We start from the raw sequence: 24,519 nt of genomic DNA on the forward strand, positions 1-24,519 counted from the left end.
ACCAACGATATCAAAAGGATATACTCATAAGAAGGTCATGAAAAGCTCAAAAATAATATCGCTATTTCGTAATTTATCGCAAAGTTTTATTAGGCGTATTCACGAATTTCATAAAAAAGTGCTTATATCTCATCAATAATCATAAAAAATGCCACTGACTTTCATCAATGGCATCTATTTTCTATTGATTCACACTTTACAGCGCTCTTTACAACGTATCTATCGTCATAATTACAATATTGTCACTACCTATTTACGATTCATCATATGAATAGCGCTCTTATGAATACCATGAGCTGCTTCCATCACACCTTCCGCTAACGTTGGGTGAGCATGGATCGTGCTTGCGATATCTTCAGAAGTACCACCAAATTCAAGTACGATCACCGCTTCATGGATTAATTCTGAAGCATTTGCCCCTACAATATGAACACCGAGCAACTTATCCGTTTTTGCATCAGCAATCATTTTAACCATCCCTTCAGTCGCTCCCATCGCTTTTGCACGACCTGATGCTGCAAATGGGAATGAGCTCGTAACCACAGCGATGCCTTCTGCTTTACACTGCTCTTCAGTTTTACCTGCCCAAGCAATTTCAGGATGAGTGTAGATAACCCAAGGAATCACATCATAATTCACACGACCATATTGCCCAGCAATCCACTGTGCAACCGCAATCCCTTCTGCAGAACCTTTATGCGCAAGCATAGGACCACGTACTAAATCACCAATAGCCCACACATGGGGTAGATTTGTTTTACATTGGTCATCCACTTTCACCATACGACCATCCATTTCAAGGCCAACGGTAGGATCGACGATATTTTCCGTAAAGGCACGACGACCAACGGCAACAAGCAGGTAATCAAAAGTCTCTTCATGCTCCCCTGATTTATCACTATATTGAACAGTGACATCTTTATCCGTTGCTTTAGAGCCCGTGACTTTTGCGCCTAAACGAATATCTAATCCTTGTTTTTTAAAGTGCTTCGCAGCATCCTTCGCAATTTGCTGATCTGCCGCTGAAAGGAACTGATCCATTGCTTCAAAAATTACAACCTCAGCCCCTAAACGTGACCAAACACTTGCCATCTCAAGACCGATCACACCGGCACCAATCACACCTAAACGTTTGGGTACTTCAGTGAGATCAAGTGCACCAGTTGAATCGATAATGCGTTTGTTATCCACTTTTGCAGGCGGAATATCCATAGGTACAGAACCTGTGGCAAGAATGATATCTTTCGCTTTATAAGTTTCTGCTTTACCTTCATGGCTTGTCACTTCAACAACATTATCTTTGAGTAATTTACCGGTACCCTGTAGCCATTCCACTTTATTCGCTTGGAATAACATCGCGATACCGCCGGTTAATTCTGCAACAATCTTATCTTTACGTTCAATCATTGCTTTAGGATCCATTTTGATATCACCCACTGTAATACCATGAACCGCTGAATGATCTTTCGCTTCTTCAAAAAGCGCAGAAGACTCCAGCAATGCTTTAGATGGGATACAACCGACATTTAAGCAAGTACCACCTAATGCAGGCTTGCCTGATTTACCGATCCACTTCTCAACACAAGCTGTTTTTAAACCTAATTGCGCTGCACGAATCGCCGCTACATAACCCGCAGGACCGCCACCTATAACGATTACATCAAATTCTTTTTGTGCCATGATTATATTTCTCCTTCAAAAAGAATCCTTTATCGACTAATGCAATAAAGGATTCTTCAGTTTTAATTCAAGTTTGAGAGATTGCGTAAGCGATTTATCACTTATTACGACCGCAATCAACTCATCTTAATGATGATTGAATAGACTCAAAATAATTGAGAATATTAGAGCTCAAGAATCATACTTGCTGGATCTTCTAAGGCATTCTTAATAGAAACTAAGAAACCAACCGCTTCTGCACCATCGATAATTCTATGATCATAAGAATGTGCAACATACATCATTGGTGCTGCAATAATTTGACCATCTTTGACGATAGGACGCTCATAAGTGTTATGCATTCCTAAGATACCGCTTTGTGGTGGGTTAATGATAGGTGTTGATAACATTGAACCAAATACGCCACCATTGGTGATTGTGAATGTACCGCCAGTCATCTCTTCGATGGTTAACGTACCCTCTTTCGCTTTAGTTGCATACTCGATGATTTGTTTCTCGATATCTGCAAGGCTTAATTGATCCGCATTACGAATAATAGGTACTACTAAACCACGTGGTGATGATACTGCGATACCGATATCGAAATAACCATGATAAACAATATCATTACCATCGATTGAGGCATTCACTGCAGGGTATTTTTTCAATGCTTCTACCGCAGCTTTCACGAAGAAAGACATAAAGCCTAATTTCACACCATGCACTTTAGTAAAGCGATCTTGGTATTTCTTACGCATGCTGATCACAGGTTCCATGTTGATCTCATTAAATGTAGTCAACATCGCAGTGGTGTTTGTTGCATCTAAAAGACGCTCAGCAATACGCGCACGTAAACGTGTCATTGGAACACGTTTCTCTACGCGTTCACCTACAGGCATTGCTGCAACTGATGCCGATTTAGCTGCAGGTGCCGCTTTAGCTCCACCATTTTTCAAGAAGTTTTCAATATCTTCTTTTAAATGACGACCATTTTTGCCTGTTGCAGGAATTTTAGTAATATCGAGTTTATTCTCTTCCACTAAACGACGTACAGTAGGTGACATACCCACTTCATCATCTTCATTTGCTGCCGGCGCTGTTGCTTGTGCTTCCGCTTTGGGTGCTTCTTCTGCTTTCGCTGCTGGCGCACTACCTGCTTCAATAATTGCAAGTACAGTACCTGCGGTGACATCCGTACCTTCTGTGACTTTGATCTCTTTGATCGTACCGCTTGCAGTTGCAGGTACCTCTAACATCACTTTGTCAGTTTCAAGATCAACAAGATTTTCACCCTCTTCAACGTGATCACCCACTTGTTTGTGCCAAGTAGAAAGAAGCGCATCCGCAACAGATTCAGGAAGCGCTGGAACTTTAATCTCAATACTCATATTAACTTCTCCTATTTAAAAACATAACCTTAAAGATAATTTTGAAAATATTTTTAGGATCTTTAAGAGCGTCTCTTCTCTATGTAAAACCAATCAATCTAGTAAAACCAATACAAATCATTCAAAAACATTAAAATATGTTTTAAAACAGCCTTTAATAGACCTATTAAAGAAAACTATTAAAGAAACCTATTAAAATACTATTACTGATAATTTAATTATAGTCTACTTTAGTCAACCATCTCACATAACAAGTACAATCTTAAAAATCACATCAATTCATTTATGAAACTCGTTGCGACTTTAATTCATTTCTGAATTTCAAAATCGCAACGCTTCATCAATAACGCTGTAACAAACTATGCATCTGCAAGAGGGAAAATAGCATCTAATAAGGCTTTTTCTTGTCTTACATGCGCATTGTTATAACCTACCGCAGGCGCTGCTGCTGCCGGTCTTGTAATAAAGACTAATTCTTGCTCATCAGTCACTACATTTTCTAAGTATGGACGAACAAATGTTGCATAACCTTGATTTGCAGGCTCATCTTGGATAAAGATCACTTCTGCTGCTTTTGGATATTTCGCCAATTCTGCTTTTAAGGCCGCTGTTGGGAATGGATAGATCTCTTCAAGGCGGATAATCGCAGTTTTGCTATCTTTGACAGCTTCACGACGATCTCTTACGTCATAGAAAATTTTACCCACAGAGATCACAACGCGTTCAACATTGTTTGTCTCAATCGCATCAATCTCAGGTAATACTGAATGGAATTTACCATTCGCAAGATCATCTAAGACATTAACCGCTTGTTTATGGCGGAGCAAGCTCTTAGGTGTCATTACCACGAGCGGCTTACGGTACTCTTGCAACATTTGACGACGGAACATATGGAATGCTTGTGCCGGTGTTGTCGGTACAACAAAGCTCATATTATTCTCGGCACACATCTGTAAGAAACGCTCAGGTCTTGCTGATGAATGCTCAGGCCCTTGACCTTCATAACCATGTGGTAACAGCATTACAAGGCCATTAAAGCGGCGCCATTTAGTTTCACCTGCAGCGACAAACTGATCGATCACGACTTGCGCACCGTTAGCGAAATCCCCAAACTGCGCTTCCCAAATCACGAGCGCATTAGGTTCTGTTGCAGCATAACCAAATTCAAAGCCTAAAACACCCGCTTCTGACAGAATAGAATCAATTACAGTAAACCGAGCTTGATCTTTAGTGAGGTGTTGGAGTGGAATATAAGTATTACCATCTTCTTGGTTATGATAAACCGCATGACGATGGAAGAAAGTACCACGACCCGCATCTTGGCCAGAAATACGTACTGGATATCCTTCTTCGAGAAGCGTTGCATAAGCCATCACTTCCGCAAAACCCCAATCCATTTCGATCTCGCCTTCACCCATTTTTAAACGATTTTCGTGGATTTTCTCAACACGATTATGAAGTTTAAAACCATCCGGCAATTGATTCATAATTTGCGCGATTTCTGTAATACGTGCTTTTACAACGCCTGTATCAGGAACAATAGGCCCTTCCTCATCAAACTTATCATGCGCTTTAGCAATTTTTTCCCATTTTTGCATGTAAGAGCTATTGATCGAATCAATCGTTGGGAAGCCAACAGGAGTACCTGCTTCTAATTTCTCTTTATACTCTTGGGTGAATTTTTTGAAATCTTCTTCTGTAATCACACCATCTGCAATGAGCTTATCCGCATAGATACGCGCAGGTGTCTGATGATTACCCACTTTTTTATACATCATCGGTTGCGTTGCTCTTGGCTCATCCGCTTCATTATGTCCAAGACGACGATAGCAAACGATATCTACCATTACATCTTTATGGAATGTATTACGGAAACCTAAAGCTAATTGCGTCACATGCTTCACCGCTTCAGGATCATCGCCATTAACATGCAATACCGGCGCTTGGACGATTTTCATTGGGTCTGTACAGTATTCGGAAGAGCGGGCATCTAATAGATTTGACGTGGTAAAACCAACACGGTTATTCACTACAATATGAACTGTACCGCCGGTGGTATAGCCACGAACTTGTGACAGCTGAAGCGTTTCTAAACCGATACCTTGCCCTGCAAATGCAGCATCCCCATGAATTAAAACGGGTAAAACAGTATTAAATGGCAATTGGCCAATCGGCGTACCGGGTTCAACACGGCGCTCAAGACGTGCACGCACAGACCCTTCAACTACAGGGTTGACAATTTCTAAGTGAGAAGGGTTAAAAGCCAACGCTAAATGGACTGGCGGATTATTGGGTGTTGCCTGTACTGATGACGAGAAACCCATGTGATATTTCACATCACCAGAACCTTTTGTAAAAGTAGGACGACCTTCAAACTCATCAAAGAGCTGTTTTGGCGCTTTTCCTAAGATATTGATCAATACATTCAAACGGCCACGGTGCGCCATGCCAATGACAATCTCTTCAGCACCAAAGTCAGATGCGCCGACAACCATTTCATGAAGCATTGGGATTAGTGCATCTCCCCCCTCAAGTGAGAAGCGTTTTTGTCCCACATAACGAGTATGTAAGTAACGCTCTAAACCATCTGCTGAAACGAGCTCTTTGAGCATCTCAACTCGCTCCTCATTTGAGAAGCGATAGTTATCTTTCACCTCTTCTAAACGTTTTCTAAGCCAGATTCGCTCTTCATCATTGCCGATATGCTCAATTTCAACACCAATATGACCGGTATAAGTACGTCTTACAGTGTCAAGAATTTCGCGTAAAGGCATTGCATCTTTACCCGCAAGCCCCCCCGTCTTAAATACGGTATCCATATCCATTTCAGTTAAACCAAAAAAGGCAGGATTTAACTCAGGAACTACTTTCTCTTCACGCAAATGAAGAGGGCATAAGTCTGCAACTTGATGCCCTCTTCGACGATATTCTTCAATTAAACGTAAAACACCCACTTGTTTTGCAAGATGTACCTCATCAACTTCATTACCTTGCGAAACTCCGCTTCTATGGCGCATCTGTTCAAATGCTCTTTTCACAGGACCTTGTGCCACATCTTGACCATCCTCATTTTTGAAATCAGCAAAATATTTTTGCCACTCTTCTGACACAGATTGAGGATCTTCCAGATAGGATTCGAATAACTCTTCTACATAGGTCTGATTTGCACCATTGAGTGCCGACGTTTCTCTGAACTTATCTATTAGTTTCATATTATCGCTCACATTTACCTTGGATTAAAAAAATTGACAGGAACTAAAAAAGAAAGAAATTATCTTTATTATACCCTATATTTGACGATTTAGCGCATTTTCTAACCGCTTTCACTATTCGTACAATAATATTCCCTAGCTGACAAATTTTATTATTCCGATGCTTATTTAAATTTACCTTAATCTAAATATGATAGTATGTAAATAATAAACACAATTAGTTTTCTTTATGAGGTTGTTGCATGAAATTGAATGAACTTCGTTACTTTATCGCCGTCGCAGAAGAGCGACATTTTGGACGTGCTGCCCAAAAGTGCTTCATCTCCCAACCTGCTCTTTCTATCGGTATCAAAAACCTAGAAGCTTCAATGGAAGTCTCTCTTTTTGAAAGAACTACCAATGAAGTATTACTCACGCCGGAAGGAGAGAAAGCGCTTCCTAAAGCAAGAAGAATCTTTGAGCTTGTTGATGAGCTCTTTACGCTAAGCCATGAATCAAATTCCATGGAAGGACGTTTTAACTTAGGCGTGATATTCACAATCGCACCTTATCTTCTTCCTCGTATGATTCCTGTTTTACGCAAAAATGCGCCAGAAATCCAGCTTCATATTTATGAAAATATGACAGACAGTCTACTTCCAATGCTTAAGACGGGAGAGATTGATGCTGCGATCTTAGCCCTTCCAATTTCTGATCCAACTTTTGAAGTAATCGAACTCTATGAGGAACCTTTTTATGTTGTAACACCTAAAGATCATCCTTTAGCAGAGAAAGAGATTATCTCACCAGAAGAAATCCATGAGTATGATCCATTACTCCTCAATATTGGTCATTGCTTTAGAGATCAGGTTTTAGATAGCTGTAAAGAGATCAATGCAACAAACTCGCATCATCATTCTTTAGAGACAATTCGTAATATTGTTGCCGCAGGTCATCAAATCTCCGTGCTCCCTAAATACGCTTTAATGGATGATCACTTAAGTGAGTTACTACATTACATCCCTTTTACAGAACCAGTGCCTACCCGTAAAGTAGCGCTCATTTATCGCAAAGAGTTCACACAAATGCGTAAAATAGAGATGATTGCCCAATGTATTTTAGATCTCAAGCTTTAATTTTTGCCATTTCTTTCCCGTCGTAGGAGGCATTCGATGTTAATCGATCAATTTGGTCGGAAAATAGACTATGTACGTATTTCGGTTACAGATCGCTGTGACCTGAGATGTACTTACTGTATCCCCAAAGGCTTCAAAGGATTTGAGGTCAATAAGAACTGGCTCACATTTGATGAGATTATGCGAGTCGTTACCGCATTTTCATCAATGGGAACAGACCACTACCGAATTACCGGGGGTGAGCCTTTACTGCGGAAAGATATTACAGAACTGATCGCTAGAATGGCAGCTATTCCCACCATTAAAGATTTATCGATGACGACTAATGCGACACAGCTTGAACGTCATGCCAAAGCACTTAAAGAAGCCGGGCTTAATCGACTCAATATCAGTTTAGATTCTATCAATCCGCTAACCGTACATCAAATCACCGGCAATGACTGCATTGAAAAGGTACAAAAAGGGATCTTTGCCGCTAAAGAGGCGGGATTTGAAACGATCAAAATCAATATGGTGCCTATGATTGGCGTCAATGATCAAGATATTGACTCTATGATCCAATTTTGTATGGACAATGGTTTAATTCTCCGCCTTATTGAAGCGATGCCAATGGGAGTTACAGGTCAGCAGACACAAGGGGATAATCTCACCAAGCTACTAGAGACTTTACGACAGAAGTATGGCCTTATCGATTCAACAAAAACCTTAGGACAAGGTCCCGCTCGTTACTATGAATCCCCCGATGGTAAATTTACAATGGGATTAATCACGCCGATGAGTCAACATTTCTGTGATACTTGTAATCGTGTTCGATTAGCGGTCGATGGCACACTCTATATGTGCTTAGGGCAAGAAGAAGCCTACCCACTTCGTGATATGCTTCGAGATAACTGTAGTGATGAGGAGCTTCAACAAGCCATTCGCAAAGCAATTGATCTTAAACCTCAAAAACATGAGTTCCGTACCGATGCCACTAAGATTAAACGGATTATGTCCATGACAGGTGGCTAATCTTAATGAGTCCTATCGGTACAAGTCATACAATTTTTGTGCTTATACACTGAATTTTAGTACTATTAGATAGATCAATGATGATAGTAGATCAATAATAAACTTTAAAGGGAGCCTAAAGATGAGTAAACAATACGGTGTCAAAATGACCCTTCCACAACTCTCAACCTTTCGTCGAGAGAATTTACTTGGCGATAACTTCAGTGCAGAACGCTGGTTTAATAGTGAAGCTGAGCGTCAGCAATTCCTCGATAGCTACCAGAAGGATTTTCTCTACTACCGCGTTGGGGATCGTCCTCGCTATGAGTATACGCTGATCGAAAAGTAACCACACTTACCTTACTGCAATTTTAATCACTTTCAATGCAATACTTAGAGAAAACGACTATAGGTCGTGACTAATATTCATAAAATAGAGGTCTACTATCATATTAGGTAGGCCTTTTGTAAATTTAAAGTCTTACAACAATCATAAAAGAATCCCATTTAATCGCACAAAAAGAGATTATTTTGTTCTACAATGAATACGATATCATTCCCTAATATGAAGTACTTTCAGACTTTAGGGATTTAAAAGATAGCGATAAAATTAAACACTTAAGGGAGAAAATATGAGCGATATTATTGTTAAAAATCCAGCTACCGGCGAAATTCTTGCCACCGTCAAAGCCGATAGCGCTGAAGTTGTGAATACCAAATTAGAAAAAGGCGCAAAAGCTTTCGCACATTTTAGCAAAACGGATGCGTATGAACGAGCCGCCCTACTTGAAAGATGGGCTGAACTCATTATGAAGCATCAAGATGAGCTTGCGGAGATTATGACCAAAGAGAATGGGAAGCCGCTCAAAGAATCACAAGGGGAAGTGCTCTATGCCAAGAGTTACCTTACTTGGTATGCAGAGGAAGCAAAGCGTATCTATGGACGTACCATCCCCGCAAGTAGCCCCAATAAGCGCCTTTTAGTTACCCGGCAAGGCGTAGGCTTAGTGGCAGCGATTACCCCTTGGAACTTCCCGGCGGCGATGATGACCCGTAAAGCAGGTCCTGCCCTAGCAGCCGGCTGTACCTTTATTGTTAAACCCGCCGAAGATACCCCTCTAACGATGATTCGCTTAGTGGAACTTGCTCATGAAGCAGGCATTCCTGAAGATGTGATTCAAATTGTCAATGGTCAGGGGGCAGATATTGGTCCACTTTTTACGGCAAGCCCTTATGTGCGTAAAATCACCTTTACCGGTTCAACGCCGGTCGGTAAATTACTGATGAAAGAGAGTGCCGATAGCGTTAAACATGTCTCTATGGAGTTGGGCGGTCATGCGCCTTTTATCGTTTGTGAAGATGCCGATATCGACTACACTGTAACGCAAGCGATCGCTTCAAAATTCCGCAATGCTGGCCAAACCTGCGTTTGTGCTAATCGCTTCCTAGTCCATGAAAATGTATTAGCCGAATTTAGTGAGAAATTTGCCAAAGCCGCTAAAGCGCTCAAAGTGGGCAATGGTTTAGAAGAAGGCGTCGATGTAGGTCCACTCATTAATCAAAAAGGTTTCCAAAAAGTGGTGGCACAAATTGAAGATGCCAAAGCGAAAGGTGCAAAAGTCCTTACCGGCGGTACTACCCATTTTGACGATGAGAAAGGATTCTACTTTATCGATCCTACCATACTTGCGGATGTCACGCTTGATATGAATATTATGCAAGAAGAGACCTTTGGCCCTGTGGCACCGATTGTCGCCTTTAAAACCATTGAGGAAGCCATCGAAATTGCTAACAGCACACCTTTTGGCCTAGCTGCTTACTTCTTCACCAACAATTATCAAACCGGCATCTACTGCCAAGAGAACCTCACTTTCGGTATTCTCGGTTGGAATGATGGTTTACCCAGCACTGCCCAAGCGCCATTTGGTGGACTCAAAGAGAGTGGCATTGGCAACGAAGGAGGATCTGAAGGCATTGAACCTTACCTTGAAACGAAATATCTCTCTATTGGGAATGTGAAAGCGTAAGTTTTTGTGCTGTTCGATCATAAAGAACAGAGCGAATAAAAGATCAAACTATCAAAAAAACTCAATAGTGAACCGCACCTCAGAAGTTAGAGACAACTTTTGGGGTGTTTTCATATCATCGTTATATAAGAAAGAAACAATCAGTAATATTAATCGGTTAAGGCTATCTATCTATGATCCTATTTTAACCTCAAATTTATCATTAATCAGTCACAACAATTATCCGATAGATGCAGATAAAATCTAGGATCTAACACAATAAACCTAGCGCCTTCAATCTCCGCAAAAATAGTTTTTCACAAGGTATCACTTAAAACTTTTTTCACATTAAAATAAAAAAAGCTTGAAATATAGCCTAAAACTAATGCTATATTCAATGGGTAGTTGCTCAATAAAAACAATAATTAACAAGCAAATGCAAATCATTCTCACATTTCCTAAAATTCTCACAACACGGAAATGAGGAGTATTACCTCACAATATAAAAGGAGGGAAACGATGAGTTCATTATCATCATTTCTAGAATCTGTACAAAAAAGGGATCCCCTACAACCTGAATTTCTACAAGCTGTCCGCGAAGTATTTACCTCGCTTTGGCCATTCTTAGAAAATAACCCTAAATATCGAGATCAAGCACTACTTGAACGTTTCGTAGAACCAGAAAGAGCGATCCAATTTCGTGTCTGCTGGGTGGATGATCAAGGTAAAGTGCGGGTAAATAGAGCTTGGCGCGTGCAATATAGCTCTGCAATCGGCCCATTTAAAGGGGGAATGCGTTTTCACCCTTCAGTGAATCTCTCTATTCTCAAATTTCTAGGCTTTGAGCAGACATTAAAAAATGCCTTGACCAAATTACCTATGGGGGGCGGAAAAGGTGGATCTGACTTTGATCCTAAAGGGAAAAGTTATGGCGAAGTGATGCGTTTCTGCCAAGCATTGATGACCGAATTATATCGCCATTTAGGTGCAAATACGGACGTACCTGCCGGCGATATCGGTGTCGGCGGACGTGAAGTCGGTTTTATGACCGGCATGATGAAAAAGCTATCTAATGATACCTCCTGTGTCTTTACCGGCAAAGGGCTCTCTTTCGGTGGAAGCTTAATTCGACCAGAAGCAACAGGTTATGGCCTTGTCTATTTCACCAATGCAATGCTACAACGTCATGGGTTAGGCTTTGAAGGGATGCGCGTTTCTGTATCAGGTTCCGGTAATGTGGCTCAATACACCATTGAAAAGTGCATGGAGATGGGTGCAAAAGTCATTACGGCTTCTGACTCAAACGGTACGGTCGTCGATGAAGAGGGCTTTACCCCAGAAAAGCTTGCTCGCTTAGAAGAGATCAAAAATAATTATGGTCGGGTAGAAGCTTATGCAAAAGAGTTTGGCTTAACTTATTTAGCGGATCAACAACCTTGGTGTGTTCCTGTTGATATTGCTCTACCCTGTGCAACTCAAAATGAGTTAGATGTAGAAGCAGCACAATTATTAATCAAAAATGGCGTAAAAGCTGTTGCTGAAGGCGCTAATATGCCGACGACTATCCCGGCTACAGAGCTTTTCATTGAAGCGGGCGTACTATTTGCCCCCGGTAAAGCCGCGAATGCCGGCGGCGTTGCCACATCCGGTTTGGAAATGGCGCAAAATGCTGCTCGTATGTCTTGGGATGCTGAAAAAGTCGATCGCTATTTACACCGCATTATGTTAGATATCCATAATCACTGCGTCGAATTTGGTGGCGAAGCGAAACAGACCAACTACATTCAAGGCGCGAACATCGCCGGCTTTGTGAAAGTTGCAGATGCAATGCTTGCACAAGGTGTATTGTAATTCTAAATAGCTTTTTATCGATACAATAGCAATCTAGAACCTCATAAGGACTTCTATTTTAGTGCCTTATGGGGTTTTATTGTTTTACTCAATAAAGATAGTACCCACTTTTCAGATATGGGAAAACTTTCTGAAATTTTTTCATTCTTATTAAAAGCCGATTTGCGGCGGGAGGGAATGATCGTGAAACCAGAACAATCGAGCGCCCGCGGATGAGTGATTCTTAATCTCTCGGCAAGAGCGCCGATCCCGCAGATGAGCGATTCTCAATCTCTCGGTGATAGTGCAGATTCCGGCATTCAAGATATTACCCGACGCGAAAGCGCCACAACTGCCGGCGCGTGATCGATGGAAGAACGGGATATTTCCCCCGGCGATGCGGTCAATTTTCTTAGTCGTTCTAAATCAAAGCCGATTTGCGGCGGGAGGGAATGATCGTGAAACCAGAACAATCGAGCGCCCGCGGATGAGCAATTTTCAATCTCTCGGCAAGAGCGCCGATCCCGCAGATGAGCGATTCTCAATCTCTCGGTGATAGTGCAGATTCCGGCATTCAAGATATTACCCGACGCGAAAGCGCCACAACTGCCGGCGCGCGATCGATGGAAGAACGGGATATTTCCCCCCGGCGATGCGGTCAATTTTCTTATTTCAAACATCCCCAATCACCGCTCAAAATACCCAAAATAGACTTATCCTGACTATGCTTAAGGCATTATATTAAGTTAAACTAATCCTATTGTGGTATCTTTTAGTGAAGTTATTATTTCTCTTTTAACCAAAATTGAAGATCTTTATACGTGGAAACGCTCAAGAATAGACCGATTACAAAACTGAAAGGTGTTGGGCCGAAAATGGCTGAAACACTCGGTAAGCTCGGGATTCATAATTATCTCGATCTGCTCTTTCATCTGCCTTTTCGTTATCAAGATCGAACCCGTATTACCCCTATTGCGATGGTGCAACCCTCACAGATTGCCATTATTGAAGGGGAGATTATCAAAAAAGAGATGAGTAAAGGCCGAAAGCCGACGCTATTGATCTACCTTAAAGATGAGACCGGCGTCATGGCAGTACGATTTTTTAACTTCTTCCCCAATATGGTCAAACGCTTTGAAGCGCTCAAGGTGCTCCGCTGCTATGGTGAAGTGCGTTATGGTTTAAATCGCCTTGAGATGAGTCATCCGGAGGTGCTTAATTTCTTAGATCAAAATAGCGAGCTTGAAGAGCGAATGACGCCGATCTATTCCCTCACGGCCGGCATTACACAGCGGCAGATGCAAGGCTTTATCGATAATCTGCTCAGCGAATTAAAGGATGAACACTTTCCCGCCTATCTCGAAGATGAAGATATCAACCTTAAAGATGCGCTCTACTTTCTCCATAAACCCCCGACCGATGTCAATATCGAAAGGCTTGAACAGAAACACTATCCTGTACAGGAGATTCTCGCCCTTGAAGAGATTGTTGCCCATCAAATTGCGCTTAAACGCGCCCGCGCCCATTTTCATAAAGAGCGCTCTCAACCGATTCATCTTGATCCTAAAGCACAAGCCACTTTTCGGGAAAATCTCCCCTTTACCTTTACCAATGCGCAAAACCGCGTGATTTCCGAGATTGAGCAAGATCTACAATCTCAAGCGCCGATGATGCGTTTAGTACAAGGTGATGTAGGTTCAGGTAAAACCGTTGTCGCCGCAAGTGCGCTGATTCACGCGGCCAAAGCAGGCTTTCAGGCGGTCTTTATGGCGCCCACCGAACTCTTAGCCGAACAGCATTTTATTAATCTCGAAAAGTGGCTGACGCCGCTCAATATCCCTACGATTCTCTTAACTGGTAAACTCACCGAAAAGCAGAAACGAGAAGCACAGCAGAAAATAAAATCGGGGGAGGTTTCTGTGATTATCGGCACTCATGCCGTTTTTCAAGAGAGCGTAGAATATCAAGCGCTCAATCTCGTGATTATCGATGAACAACATCGCTTTGGTGTTGAGCAGCGCTTAACCTTACAAGCCAAAGCGCCCAAAGGTTTTACGCCCCATCAATTGATGATGACCGCAACCCCCATTCCAAGAACATTGGCCATGACGCTCTATGCTGATCTCTCAAGCTCTGTGATTGATGAGTATCCGCCTAATCGAATCCCGATTACTACGACTGTCGTAAGTGATAAAGCGCGGGATAAAGTGATTGAACGCGTTAAAGCGCAGTGCCAAGAGGGAACGCAAGTCTATTGGGTCTGTACGTTAATTGAAGAATCTGAAGTTTTGCCGGCAAAGGCTGCTGAAAAGGCTTATGAAGATCTCTGTGAACGACTGCCGCACTTACGCATCGGGCTCATTCATGGCAGGCAAAAAGCCTCTGAAAAAGAGGCGATTATGGCGAGCTTTAAAGCCCATGAGCTGGATATTTTAGTGGCAACAACGGTCATTGAAGTGGGTGTTGATGTGCCGAATGCTTCCATTATGATTATTGAAAATGCCGAGCGACTTGGTTTATCTCAGCTCCATCAGCTTCGTGGGCGTGTTGGGCGAGGTTCTAAAGCTTCTTTCTGTCTACTAATTTATTCACCGCCATTATCACAGATGACGCAAGAGCGCCTTGAGATTATGCAAGCGACGAATAATGGCTTTGAGATTGCCGAGAAAGATTTTGAGTTGCGCGGGGCCGGCGACATCTTCGGTACTCGACAAACAGGAGAATTTCGTTTCCGTATGGCCGATCTCTTTCATCATCAACCGCTGATTGAACGCGCCACCGAGATTGCCAATCGGGTGATCGATGATCCCCAATTAACTCAAAAGCTCATTGATCGTTGGATTGGGGAGAGCGGACAATTTGTCTGGAGTTAATATCCGCAATCAATCTCGATCAAAGATCTTATGGATTTTTAATCCTAATTTTTCAATCCTATGTTTTCCAACTAGACTTGCAATCAGGCTTTCAATCTTAGGCTTTTTCAACCACTTCTCGTGTCGGTAATTTGGGCGCTAATAACCATTTAAATGGATAAATACTCGCTAATCCTACAGCAATAGTGATTGTAATGAGGGTAAAAAGAATCGCCATCGGTAGATCTAAGCGCAATCCTGTTCGTTCTAGAAGCGTTAGAATAATGATACATAAGATCGGGTGAATAAGGTAAACACCCAGCGATTTCGGGGCGATATCTTTGAGTAAAGTGCTGTATCGAATCAGATAGAGCGAAAGCGCGCCAAAGAGTAGATTGAAGAAGGTAAAAACGCAGTATGTTAGAAGCGCCTCATCTATTTGCCACTGCCAAAGCGTCATAAAATCGGGCGCAAGCGGCAAATAGTGGTAGCACCATAAGAAGAGCAGAATCGTGCCTAACAAAAATAGCGTAAATACCATCCACGATTGATTACGCCAGCGCATAATTGTCTCAGCCGGAATACGCCGACCTAAGAAGAAGATGGGGAAATAACCGAGTGTTAAGGCAAATCCTGTATAAGGCTGCAACCAATAGAGCCCGGCAAATCCAATTGCAAAGAGTATTAAAAAAGAGATCAACGGATGATGCCGAAGCTCGACATTCATCACGCTCACCCATTGCCAAACAGGCACAGCAAGAATAAACCAAACCCCATCTAGCGGCATGATAAAGAAGTTTAACCAAGAGAATTCACCACGCATAATAAGCGGAATCGTATCGATCATCTGAAAGCCATAACAGGTAATGATCGCCGGGATTACAGCATGACGGATTTCGGTCTTTGTAATATCCTTCGCTAAATATCCCGAGATAAAGACAAACATCGGAATTAACGTGGTATTGAAAGCAATCATCAAGCCCTCAACACCTGCTGAAGGCGCCAACAATCGATCGAGATAGTAGGTTAACACCATTAAACTACTCAACATAAAACGTAATGTCTGCCAAAATGGCTTCGGCGTATCCGTCATTTGATGAACCTTTCCTTGCTAGATTAGTGAATAATAGTGACTATTGTAACAAAATAATATTTTATATATTAGTGTTTTATATATCGATATACATATCAATATTTATATATATCGACATTTATATTTTTTAATATTTATCTATTAACCTTATAACCGTTACATAACACCCTAACCTATTGCATCTCGACTCAAACCCTACCCCTGTACCCTCAATGGTAAAATATCCTCTATAATCATTTTCGTGTAAGCCTCTTTGACAGCTCTGTTATAACGCAAACGCATTACCGGTTTTTCGGTGATCTCTCGATATTGCTCGTAATTGCTACTTTTACGCAGATCATCTTCACCAATTTGAGGTTCATCGATTTTACTCGGATTAAAGTTATCTACCACAAACTGTAATTGCTCTGGTTGAACCGCCCACCTTTTGGCAAAATTATCTACTAAATGCTCAATCGTATTGTTCACCATCTCACCGAGCAATTCATTGATATTTCTCCCTCGGTAGGCTTCCGGCGATTGTTGAATATTGCGCCATAACTGTGCCATCAAGTCGGCCAACTTGCCATTTTCGATCCGTAATTGTGCAATATAATCATCAACCTCTTGTGATTTAACACCGCTATCAAATTGTGGCTCCGGCGTATAGCGCTCTTTTGGAACAAAACGCTGAATCAGAGATAATATATAGTGATAATTGATCTCATCACTATGATGGGTTTGCAGATCGTATTCAATATCAAGCGGCTCTATTTCAGGATCTTCGGCAATATTTTTCCGTAGCTCTTCTAGAACATTTTGATATTTCCCATAGTATTCCTCCATCTCACTATCAATAATGCCAAATTCCTCTGCTAGGCTGTCTGGATTAAATTCGTAATAGGTTTTAATGGCACTCAGAGCTTTATCAAGCTCCTGAAAGGCTTTCGCGAATTTGCGTTTCTCCTCAATTAAGAGCTCATCCACAACCGCCGGCGTTGGCACTATATTTTTTAACGCCGCAAAGGCTTCTGCTAAATTCTGCGCTGCCTCTTTATAACTCGGTGCAAGCACATAATTCTCACCCCCATTTGAATATAAGAAAAGCGCATCATTCACCGCTTGCATAAACAGCTCTGGCGTTTGAAATGTGACGATCTGGCCAAACTTCTTCCCCTGATCATAGAGTCGATTAGTACGAGAAAAAGCTTGAATAATATTAGGCGCGCTCATCGGCGGACGATCAATAAAGAGTGTTGAAATTGCCGGCGCATCGAATCCTGTTAATAAACGATCGACAACGATAATAATGTCAATCTGCTCATCTCGATGCTGATAGCGCTCCTGTTTGCGTGCAAGGCGTAAATTCACATTTTGATTGTAGGCACGAATCGTCTCTAAAGTATAACTCGTGCCATACATCGCATTATAATCCGCAATTGAGGCGGCCATCTTCTCCTGATTATCAATAGAGCTCTCTTCATTTTCAGAGATCGAGTAAGTAATCGCCACTTTAGGAAAATCGGGCAAGATCGCTTTGGTTCGTTCACTAATTTTTACCGTTTCATTGCCGGCAATCACACTTTGAAAAAGCGCATAATAATCTTGTGCAGCAGCAATACTCGAAACAGTTAAGATCGCCCCATAGGCTCTACCAATACCATTTTCAGTAGTGAACCCAAGTTTACTGCGCGACTGATTCACAATGGAATCGATCACCTTTAAACGATGATCTTTCTCTTCGTACACTGTTTTAGGAATGAGTTGTTCTTTCTCAATATCGGAAAGAAACTCAGGATGCTTATTGGGATGATAATATTCCACAATCTCATCAATCATATCTTCTTGAAACGGATTTTTATATTCAATCTGGAACCCGAGCACCGCGCCATCATTAATGGCTTCTTTTACCGTATATTGATGTAGACATGAACGATCGCTATCTGCTTCAGTCGGTCTATTTTGTGCGCTACTATAGAGCATTGCCGTGGTTGTTTTCTTCTTCAACTCTCCAAAAATAGGTGTACCGGTAAATCCGTACCACAATGCATAGCGAAAAACCTGATCTAGCTCCTTTTTCTTTTGCGGTGTCACTGCTCGATGACATTCATCCACAATAAAGGCCACTTTTAATGCTTTAATTTTGGCATAACGCTTGGCACTACGTTCACTCATCTCCTCTTCAGCCATTCTTTTCATCAGATGATTGAGCTTTTGGATTGTCGTCACAATTACCGTTCGATCATCGCTGGTAAGACGCTTGACTAGATCATTGACATTATCCGTTTCATCAATTGAAATAGGGTCAAACTCGGCATAAGAGGCAAAAGAGCTTGTTGTTTGCTGATCTAAATCGACACGATCTACAATAAAGACCGTTTTATCAATTGCGGGTATTTGAAGCAGATTACAGGCCACCTTATAGGATGTGAGCGTTTTTCCCGAACCGGTTGTATGCCAAACGTAACCTGATTCCTGTACGCGCGAGGCATTTTTAACCGCTTCAATGGCGTGAATTTGATAAGGCCGTAATAGAATCAACGCCTCTTTATCCCGATCAGTAATAGAATATTGGGTCACCATTCGATGCGCTTGCGGGATTGATAACACCTGTTTCGCAAAATCGAGATAATCCGTGATCGGCTTATTATCCGCATCGACCCATTTACTTAAAAATTTCTCATTGAGATATTTGTAATTACTCGATGCAATATAGCGGGTATCTGTGCCGTTACTCACCACAAACATCTGCACACTTGAAAAGATCCCTTTGAACTTATCCTCTTTAAGATACTTTTTAATTTGCCGGAAACTATCCATGTAAGGGTGCTGACGATTTTTAAGCTCCACATGAATCATCGGCAATCCATTGATGAGCAATGAAACATCAAACCGGCGCTCCCGCCCCGCTTCTTGCCGACTCGTATATTGATTAATCACCTCATAAACCGTCGTACCACCGGCGATATCCGCGCGGTTAATCACATTTAGGCGAATAGTACCCAGACTTGCATCTTCCCGCTGTACCTGCACTTTTGCAATCCCATTTTCCCCTGAAATCCATTTGGCCGCTTCATAGAAGTTGGGGAATGTAAGCTGTGCTTTAATCTGATTAAATTCCTGCTCGGTAAGATTTTCACCATCTAATACCGCACGATTATTGCGCTCTAGGATCTCTTTAAAGTTTGTCCAGAGATCTTTTTCGGTCCGCAGATCTTCACGGTAAATCCATTGGGATTCGCCGGAGGTCAATTGATTAATGAGATTCTCTTCAAGCTTTGCTTCTTTTGTAAATTTAACCATGTTTACTCTTTCTGTAACGATTCATCGATTAATAAAGGCTGATTATCAATTTCAGATTTTTGTTTCTCCTCTATTTTTGCTCTTACTCTCTCTAATTGTTGAACACCTTTTGTAGGGGTTTCTAAATCCTCCGGCATAGTGCCACCTAATTCACTAATTGTTTGCCGTACTTTTTTCCCAACATCAAAATGTGTTCAGCAGGCATAACGAGAAAGTTTTATATCTGAAATTTCTCTACTTGTTCCAAGCCCTAACCCAACCATTTTGCGCACTTCCGCAAAATGGGAAAAAACGTCATTATTAGAGGCTTTACAGGCCTCCATTGCCTTTTCAATAACCGGTAAAAAATTACGCCATTGTTTATATTCTAATAATGGCGCTAGCTCACGTGCTAACCAATATTCATTACCAAATTCATCCATTTTTCGAATTGTCTCAAAGCTCACGGCTTTCATCCTCCACACATTCACCAAATGATTAGATGATTTAATCCTCAATCACTACCCTTTACGACTTCCGGGAACACCACGGCACGATTCACACCAATCGTAGTTACTTTGTTTTTCTCGATATAGTTTGAAGAGTTTTCCTTCTTTACAATTGGGGCAATTAGCTTGATCTTCTAAATTTTGAGTATATGCAATTTTACTCATTGATTGCGGGAAGAAGCGGGTTAAAAGTGCGTAGAGTTGCCGGCGATCAATTAAGATCAAATTATCATCTGCTGCTTTTAGAGCATAATCATCGAAATAGTGTGTCGTGATAAATATTCCTTGTTCAATTTTTTTACTCGAAAGTGAACCTCGAAAAGCATTAATTTCCTGAGTACTAATGCGCTTATTGAGCTTTTTAGGATTCCACTGTTTACATTGCACACCGATTTTACGCACATTATTTTGATAGCCAACAACATCAATCCCGCCATCTCTCATTCCATCGACAATCTCGGCGTTATACCCTATTTTTTCCAAAATTGCTTTTGCAATCTCATTTAAATCTTGAGGTGGAACATTCCGATCATATTTCCTCATATCTAAATTCTGAATAGCGGTGATGAGATCTAAAGGTTCATCACTATCACAAGCGAGTAAATCAGCTAACCGAATTTCCGGCATTTTTTGAACATCTTCTACACTATTCTTTCCCTTAAACCAATTTTTAAAAAACACTTTTATTCTCCTCTTTAATCGCATCTAAATGATGAGCACTGATTTTATAGATATCCATATCGCCCCTTTACACAAACATGCGTTGTAACATTGCTTTTTTCAGCTGTTGATAAGTGGCGAGTTTCTGCGCTTGTTGTTCGATCTGTTGATCAAGCTTTTGGAAGAAGTTGCCGATTTGGATTTGTTCCTCTAATTTTGGTATATGCATTTTGCATTTTTCCAGAGTTAACTTTGATAAATTACCAATTGCACCATTCCCTCCCTGAACTAATTGCAACATTACTTTATATTCAAAAGTATTCATCCAAGAATTAATAAAAAATGGCACTTTTGTCCTTGCTATAAGCATAAATCCGCCGTGTACAGTATTTTGCAATTCAGTTGTTAAAACGGCATGCTTACCTACTAATCGGCTACTTCCATTAGCTGCAGTGATGAGGATATCCCCAACCTTAATGTTTTCTAATTTCACTGCACTCTTTTTTACAAAAACATCATCCTTATTTAATACAAGGATATCTTCATCTATATTCGATGAACGTAAAACCCTGATACCGTCGCCCGGTTTTACAACATCTGTCGGTTTATAAGTCAATCCTCTATAGATAGTTGCCACATTTCCCAGCTTCTCCTCTTTCCAATCCCCACTAAATCCGGCAAAACGCACACGCGGAACTTTTTCCCCTTTTAGTGGGAACATCTTTTGCAACATCGATTGTTTATAAGCACGCGCCGTATCGAGTGCCTTTTGTTGTAGCTCAATCACTTGATCAAGCTTTTGGAAGAAGTTGCCGATTTGGGTTTGTTCTTTAATATTAGGGAAAAAATACTCTTTATTTAGTAAGTCATTATTATACAACCTTTTGATAGTACTACCTTCTAACTCATTCCAAGATGTATTGTTTAATACTTGGAGTAAATATTCGTTCAATAGTTTTTTTCTATTATGTTCTAACCAAACAATATTTGAGTCTTGGTAATATGCTTTTTCACCATTATAAACAACAGTTCTACCAATCGTTCCTGATGCAGATATTAAAATATCCCCCTTCTCAGGATAAGGATATTTCTCTACATATTCTTCATATATCTCTTCAGAAATAAATGAATCTGGCTCTTTTCCAAAAGTCCCTATTTTATAGAAAGGAATATCTCCAATCTCCGTTGTTTCTTCTTTAAAAATACGTTTACACATTCGTATTTTTCCGAAAAATCCTAATTTTTTCTTCTCCCATTCCCCCTCAAATCCCTTAAACCGAATTTGCGGAATATTCATTTTATCCTTCGCCATCTTATTCCCCTTTCAGTGCTGCTTTAAAGGCGGTCAGCTCGGCTTCGGCTTCGGCATTGGTGCCGGTTAGCTCATCGAGCATGGCAAAGAGCGCTTGCTCGGCGCTTTGCAGTTCGCTATTAACCGCTAAAAGATCGGCAGAGATATCGGCAAGTGGAATCTCAGGCTCTGGCTCAAAAGTATCTACATAACGCGGAATATTGAGGTTAAACTCATTTTCAACAATCTCCTCAAAGCTTGCCACATAACTATATTTATCAATCGTTTTACGCTCCACATAAGTTTGTAAAATCTTGTTGATATGCTCGGCGGTGAGGATATTTTGTGTGCGTACTTTTTCAAACTCGTTTGAGGCATCAATAAAGAGTACATCGCGCTGATCATAATCTTTTTTGAGGACAATAATCGTTGTAGGAATGGAGGTATTAAAGAAGATATTTGAGGGTAGCCCAATCACCGCATAGATATGACCATTTTCCAGTAAGATTTTACGGATCTTCTCCTCCGCACCGCCCCGAAATAGAACGCCATGCGGCAAGACAATCGCCATCGTGCCGGATGATTTCAGATGATAAAAACCATGTAAAAGAAAGGCAAAATCTGCTTTCGACTTCGGCGCTAATACGCCATAAGGTGCAAAGCGCACATCATCCAAGAACCCTTTTGCCGCACTCCAATCCGCAGAATAAGGCGGATTCATTAATACCGCATCGAAGTTTGTAGGCTCTTCTGTCGGCCAATCCTCGTCGAGTGTATCGGCATTGCTTAAATGTTGATTGGCGATCGGCACACCATGAAGCATCAAATTCATGCGCGCTAAGTTATAAGTAGAGGTATTAATCTCCTGCCCAAAATAGAGCACTGTATTGGGCTCGGTTGTCTCTTTTTTAATATTGAGCATGAGCGAACCTGAGCCCATTGTGGGATCATATACGCTAAAGCCTTTTTGATTCTCTTTGCCATGAATGACGATTTTGGTCATCAGCTCGGCAACTGGTTGCGGCGTGTAGAATTCCCCGGCCTTTTTCCCTGAATCGGAGGCAAACTGCCCAATCATATACTCATACGCATCGCCGAGAATATCGCCCGAATGGCCGGCAAAGTCGATCTCGGCAAGGGCTTTCATAATGCCGGAGATGGTTTCATTCTGCTTTTGAGGTGTCGAGCCTAATTTACGGGAATAGAGATCAATATCTTGGAAGAGATTGGCAAAGGCTTCGGACGATTGCTCAATATTCCGAAATCCTTGTTGTAAACTCTCAAGCTGAAAAGATTGATTAAATACTTCATTAATCAAGTGTGTAAAAGTATAGTCCGGCGCAATCACATAGGAAAATTCCTCTCTAAGCGCATCTTTCAGATCATTTTGAATCTCGGGATTTTCATAGGCAGCGCGATAAACTTCTTGCTTAAAATTCAGTTCCTGTCGCTCACTCTCTTTCCATTGAGAGAGTATATTCTCCGGTAGAAGCATTTCGATCTCATCTTCTAGCTGGTCTACTGCGTAATGGAGCATTTTATCAGAGAGGTATTTATAAAAAATAATCCCCAATAGGTAATTCTTATACTCGTTGGCATCCATTTTGGAACGTAAAATATCGGCAGATGCCCAAAGTGCGCTATATAAAGTTTTAGAATTTTGCTCTGACATAGTTGACCCAATGATTAAGTATATTGATAAATAGGCCTCAATTCTAGCAGATTTACCGCCAAAATTGAGGCCTTATAAGGAAATAAGTATTTTTTATAATATTAATTACAACGAATCTAGCTCATTATTTTTAATATCGGTAATGAACATATGCCCCGGTGCATGAGTGATGACAAAGCTCGGTTTAGAACGAATCACCGCCGCTTGAGGTGTCACGCCGCACGCCCAGAAGACAGGGACTTCACCGGGGAGAATACGTACCGCATCGCCAAAGTCGGGTTTGCTAATGTCTTGAATGCCAATAAGTGCAGGATCCCCAATATGCACCGGCGCACCGTGAACTTCAGGGTGTTGACTAGTAATCGTAACGGCTTTTACAACCTGCTGATAAGGGATAGGGCGCATACTGACCACTAACGGCCCGCTAAAAATACCGGCCGGCTTTGTCTGAATATTAGTGACATACATCGACACATTCGAACCATCATCAATATGGCGCATTTTAATGCCCGCCTCAATAAGCGCAGATTCAAAGCTAAAGCTGCATCCTAAAAGAAAGCTCACCAGATCATCTCGCCAATAATCCACAACATCATCAACTTCACCTTGCAATTGTCCATCTTTAAAGATGCGATAACGGGGAATATCCCGCGCGATATCTGAGCCTTTCGCCGTTAATTTAAACTCTCTCGAACCCACATCACTCACCTCTAATACTGGGCAAGGCTTAGGATTACGCTGTGTATAGAGGAGAAAATCATAGGCATATTTCTTAGGAAGTACGACTAAATTGCCTTGGGCAAATCCCCCTGAAATACCGGCGGTAGGTTGACGAATTCGGCCTTCTCGAATTAAAGAGCGTACTTTTTGCGGATGAAGTTGGTAAAGTTGCGTCAAATTAAAGTGTTCCAACATAATTCTCTCCTAGGGTAATGACATTTGAGCTGATTCATTAAAAGATCTTTCTCTATTAATAGCCTG

At 41.4% G+C, this 24,519-nt stretch carries 16 protein-coding genes and 1 pseudogene; 6 read left to right on the forward strand and 11 right to left on the reverse strand.

The genetic code is table 11. The features are described 5' to 3' along the window. Positions 1–249 precede the first annotated feature (249 nt). The 3 genes from lpdA to WMO13_RS08690 form a co-directional block, all read right to left on the reverse strand. Positions 250–1,680 carry a dihydrolipoyl dehydrogenase gene (gene lpdA, locus WMO13_RS08680; RefSeq protein ID WP_026878209.1) on the reverse strand — a complete coding sequence of 477 codons (1,431 nt, stop codon included), beginning with the start codon at positions 1,678–1,680 and terminating at the stop codon, positions 250–252. A gap of 164 nt (positions 1,681–1,844) precedes the next feature. Next, a complete protein-coding gene (gene odhB, locus WMO13_RS08685) occupies positions 1,845–3,047 on the reverse strand; it encodes a 2-oxoglutarate dehydrogenase complex dihydrolipoyllysine-residue succinyltransferase (protein ID WP_026878210.1) in 1,203 nt (400 codons plus the stop codon). A 359-nt stretch (positions 3,048–3,406) separates the two neighbouring features. Then, positions 3,407–6,259, reverse strand: coding sequence for a 2-oxoglutarate dehydrogenase E1 component (locus tag WMO13_RS08690; protein ID WP_026878211.1), 2,853 nt, complete (start codon positions 6,257–6,259; stop codon positions 3,407–3,409). 242 nt (positions 6,260–6,501) lie between these two features. Between WMO13_RS08690 and WMO13_RS08695 the strand changes: the two genes are divergently transcribed. The 6 genes from WMO13_RS08695 to recG all read left to right on the forward strand — a co-directional run bounded on the left by WMO13_RS08695 (position 6,502) and on the right by recG (position 15,073). Further along, the gene (locus WMO13_RS08695) at positions 6,502–7,374 is read left to right on the forward strand and encodes a LysR substrate-binding domain-containing protein (RefSeq protein WP_026878212.1); all 873 of its coding nucleotides are present in this window, start codon (positions 6,502–6,504) and stop codon (positions 7,372–7,374) included. A 36-nt stretch (positions 7,375–7,410) separates the two neighbouring features. Further along, positions 7,411–8,385: a GTP 3',8-cyclase MoaA gene (moaA, locus tag WMO13_RS08700; protein ID WP_026878213.1), complete on the forward strand. Its 975-nt coding sequence runs from the start codon at positions 7,411–7,413 to the stop codon at positions 8,383–8,385. A 121-nt stretch (positions 8,386–8,506) separates the two neighbouring features. Beyond that, positions 8,507–8,713: a hypothetical protein gene (locus WMO13_RS08705; protein WP_026878214.1), complete on the forward strand. Its 207-nt coding sequence runs from the start codon at positions 8,507–8,509 to the stop codon at positions 8,711–8,713. Between the two features lie 283 nt (positions 8,714–8,996). Then, a complete protein-coding gene (locus tag WMO13_RS08710; RefSeq protein WP_026878215.1) occupies positions 8,997–10,391 on the forward strand; it encodes an NAD-dependent succinate-semialdehyde dehydrogenase in 1,395 nt (464 codons plus the stop codon). A 498-nt stretch (positions 10,392–10,889) separates the two neighbouring features. Continuing rightward, positions 10,890–12,221, forward strand: coding sequence for an NADP-specific glutamate dehydrogenase (gene gdhA, locus WMO13_RS08715; protein WP_026878216.1), 1,332 nt, complete (start codon positions 10,890–10,892; stop codon positions 12,219–12,221). Positions 12,222–13,021: 800 nt separating this feature from the next. Then, complete coding sequence (recG, locus tag WMO13_RS08720; RefSeq protein WP_026878218.1) at positions 13,022–15,073, forward strand: ATP-dependent DNA helicase RecG; 2,052 nt, start codon at positions 13,022–13,024, stop codon at positions 15,071–15,073. A 97-nt stretch (positions 15,074–15,170) separates the two neighbouring features. Here recG and WMO13_RS08725 read toward each other — a convergent pair whose 3' ends face one another. The 8 genes and pseudogenes from WMO13_RS08725 to WMO13_RS08760 form a co-directional block, all read right to left on the reverse strand. After that, on the reverse strand, positions 15,171–16,145 hold the full coding sequence (locus WMO13_RS08725) for a hypothetical protein (RefSeq protein WP_026878219.1): 975 nt from the start codon (positions 16,143–16,145) through the stop codon (positions 15,171–15,173). Positions 16,146–16,340: 195 nt separating this feature from the next. After that, positions 16,341–19,427 carry a type I restriction endonuclease subunit R gene (locus WMO13_RS08730; protein WP_026878220.1) on the reverse strand — a complete coding sequence of 1,029 codons (3,087 nt, stop codon included), beginning with the start codon at positions 19,425–19,427 and terminating at the stop codon, positions 16,341–16,343. A 2-nt stretch (positions 19,428–19,429) separates the two neighbouring features. Beyond that, a pseudogene (locus WMO13_RS08735) lies at positions 19,430–19,621 on the reverse strand (hypothetical protein); the annotation flags it as partial. Then, positions 19,622–19,873 carry a hypothetical protein gene (locus WMO13_RS08740; protein WP_270049088.1) on the reverse strand — a complete coding sequence of 84 codons (252 nt, stop codon included), beginning with the start codon at positions 19,871–19,873 and terminating at the stop codon, positions 19,622–19,624. A 54-nt stretch (positions 19,874–19,927) separates the two neighbouring features. Further along, entirely contained in the window at positions 19,928–20,596 is a 669-nt protein-coding gene (locus WMO13_RS08745) for a restriction endonuclease (protein WP_051396046.1), read from the reverse strand. Positions 20,597–20,663: 67 nt separating this feature from the next. After that, a complete protein-coding gene (locus tag WMO13_RS08750) occupies positions 20,664–21,887 on the reverse strand; it encodes a restriction endonuclease subunit S (protein WP_026878223.1) in 1,224 nt (407 codons plus the stop codon). A gap of 1 nt (position 21,888) precedes the next feature. Further along, positions 21,889–23,538 (reverse strand): type I restriction-modification system subunit M, encoded by a 1,650-nt coding sequence (locus WMO13_RS08755; protein WP_026878224.1) that lies wholly within the window; start codon positions 23,536–23,538, stop codon positions 21,889–21,891. 105 nt (positions 23,539–23,643) lie between these two features. Then, entirely contained in the window at positions 23,644–24,453 is an 810-nt protein-coding gene (locus tag WMO13_RS08760; protein WP_034855139.1) for a putative hydro-lyase, read from the reverse strand. Positions 24,454–24,519: the final 66 nt, after the last annotated feature.

The organism is Ignatzschineria larvae DSM 13226, assembly GCF_038500265.1.
GTDB classification, from domain to species: Bacteria; Pseudomonadota; Gammaproteobacteria; order Cardiobacteriales; family Wohlfahrtiimonadaceae; genus Ignatzschineria; species Ignatzschineria larvae.

Excerpts from the sequence above, each read along its gene's own strand:
- lpdA (WP_026878209.1), bottom strand. The coding sequence starts at position 1,680 with ATGGCACAAAAAGAATTTGATGTAATCGTTATAGGTGGCGGTCCTGCG.
- odhB (WP_026878210.1), bottom strand. The coding sequence starts at position 3,047 with ATGAGTATTGAGATTAAAGTTCCAGCGCTTCCTGAATCTGTTGCGGAT.
- WMO13_RS08690 (WP_026878211.1), bottom strand. The coding sequence starts at position 6,259 with ATGAAACTAATAGATAAGTTCAGAGAAACGTCGGCACTCAATGGTGCA.
- WMO13_RS08695 (WP_026878212.1), top strand. The coding sequence starts at position 6,502 with ATGAAATTGAATGAACTTCGTTACTTTATCGCCGTCGCAGAAGAGCGA.
- moaA (WP_026878213.1), top strand. The coding sequence starts at position 7,411 with ATGTTAATCGATCAATTTGGTCGGAAAATAGACTATGTACGTATTTCG.
- WMO13_RS08705 (WP_026878214.1), top strand. The coding sequence starts at position 8,507 with ATGAGTAAACAATACGGTGTCAAAATGACCCTTCCACAACTCTCAACC.
- WMO13_RS08710 (WP_026878215.1), top strand. The coding sequence starts at position 8,997 with ATGAGCGATATTATTGTTAAAAATCCAGCTACCGGCGAAATTCTTGCC.
- gdhA (WP_026878216.1), top strand. The coding sequence starts at position 10,890 with ATGAGTTCATTATCATCATTTCTAGAATCTGTACAAAAAAGGGATCCC.
- WMO13_RS08725 (WP_026878219.1), bottom strand. The coding sequence starts at position 16,145 with ATGACGGATACGCCGAAGCCATTTTGGCAGACATTACGTTTTATGTTG.
- WMO13_RS08730 (WP_026878220.1), bottom strand. The coding sequence starts at position 19,427 with ATGGTTAAATTTACAAAAGAAGCAAAGCTTGAAGAGAATCTCATTAAT.
- WMO13_RS08750 (WP_026878223.1), bottom strand. The coding sequence starts at position 21,887 with ATGGCGAAGGATAAAATGAATATTCCGCAAATTCGGTTTAAGGGATTT.
- WMO13_RS08755 (WP_026878224.1), bottom strand. The coding sequence starts at position 23,538 with ATGTCAGAGCAAAATTCTAAAACTTTATATAGCGCACTTTGGGCATCT.
- WMO13_RS08760 (WP_034855139.1), bottom strand. The coding sequence starts at position 24,453 with ATGTTGGAACACTTTAATTTGACGCAACTTTACCAACTTCATCCGCAA.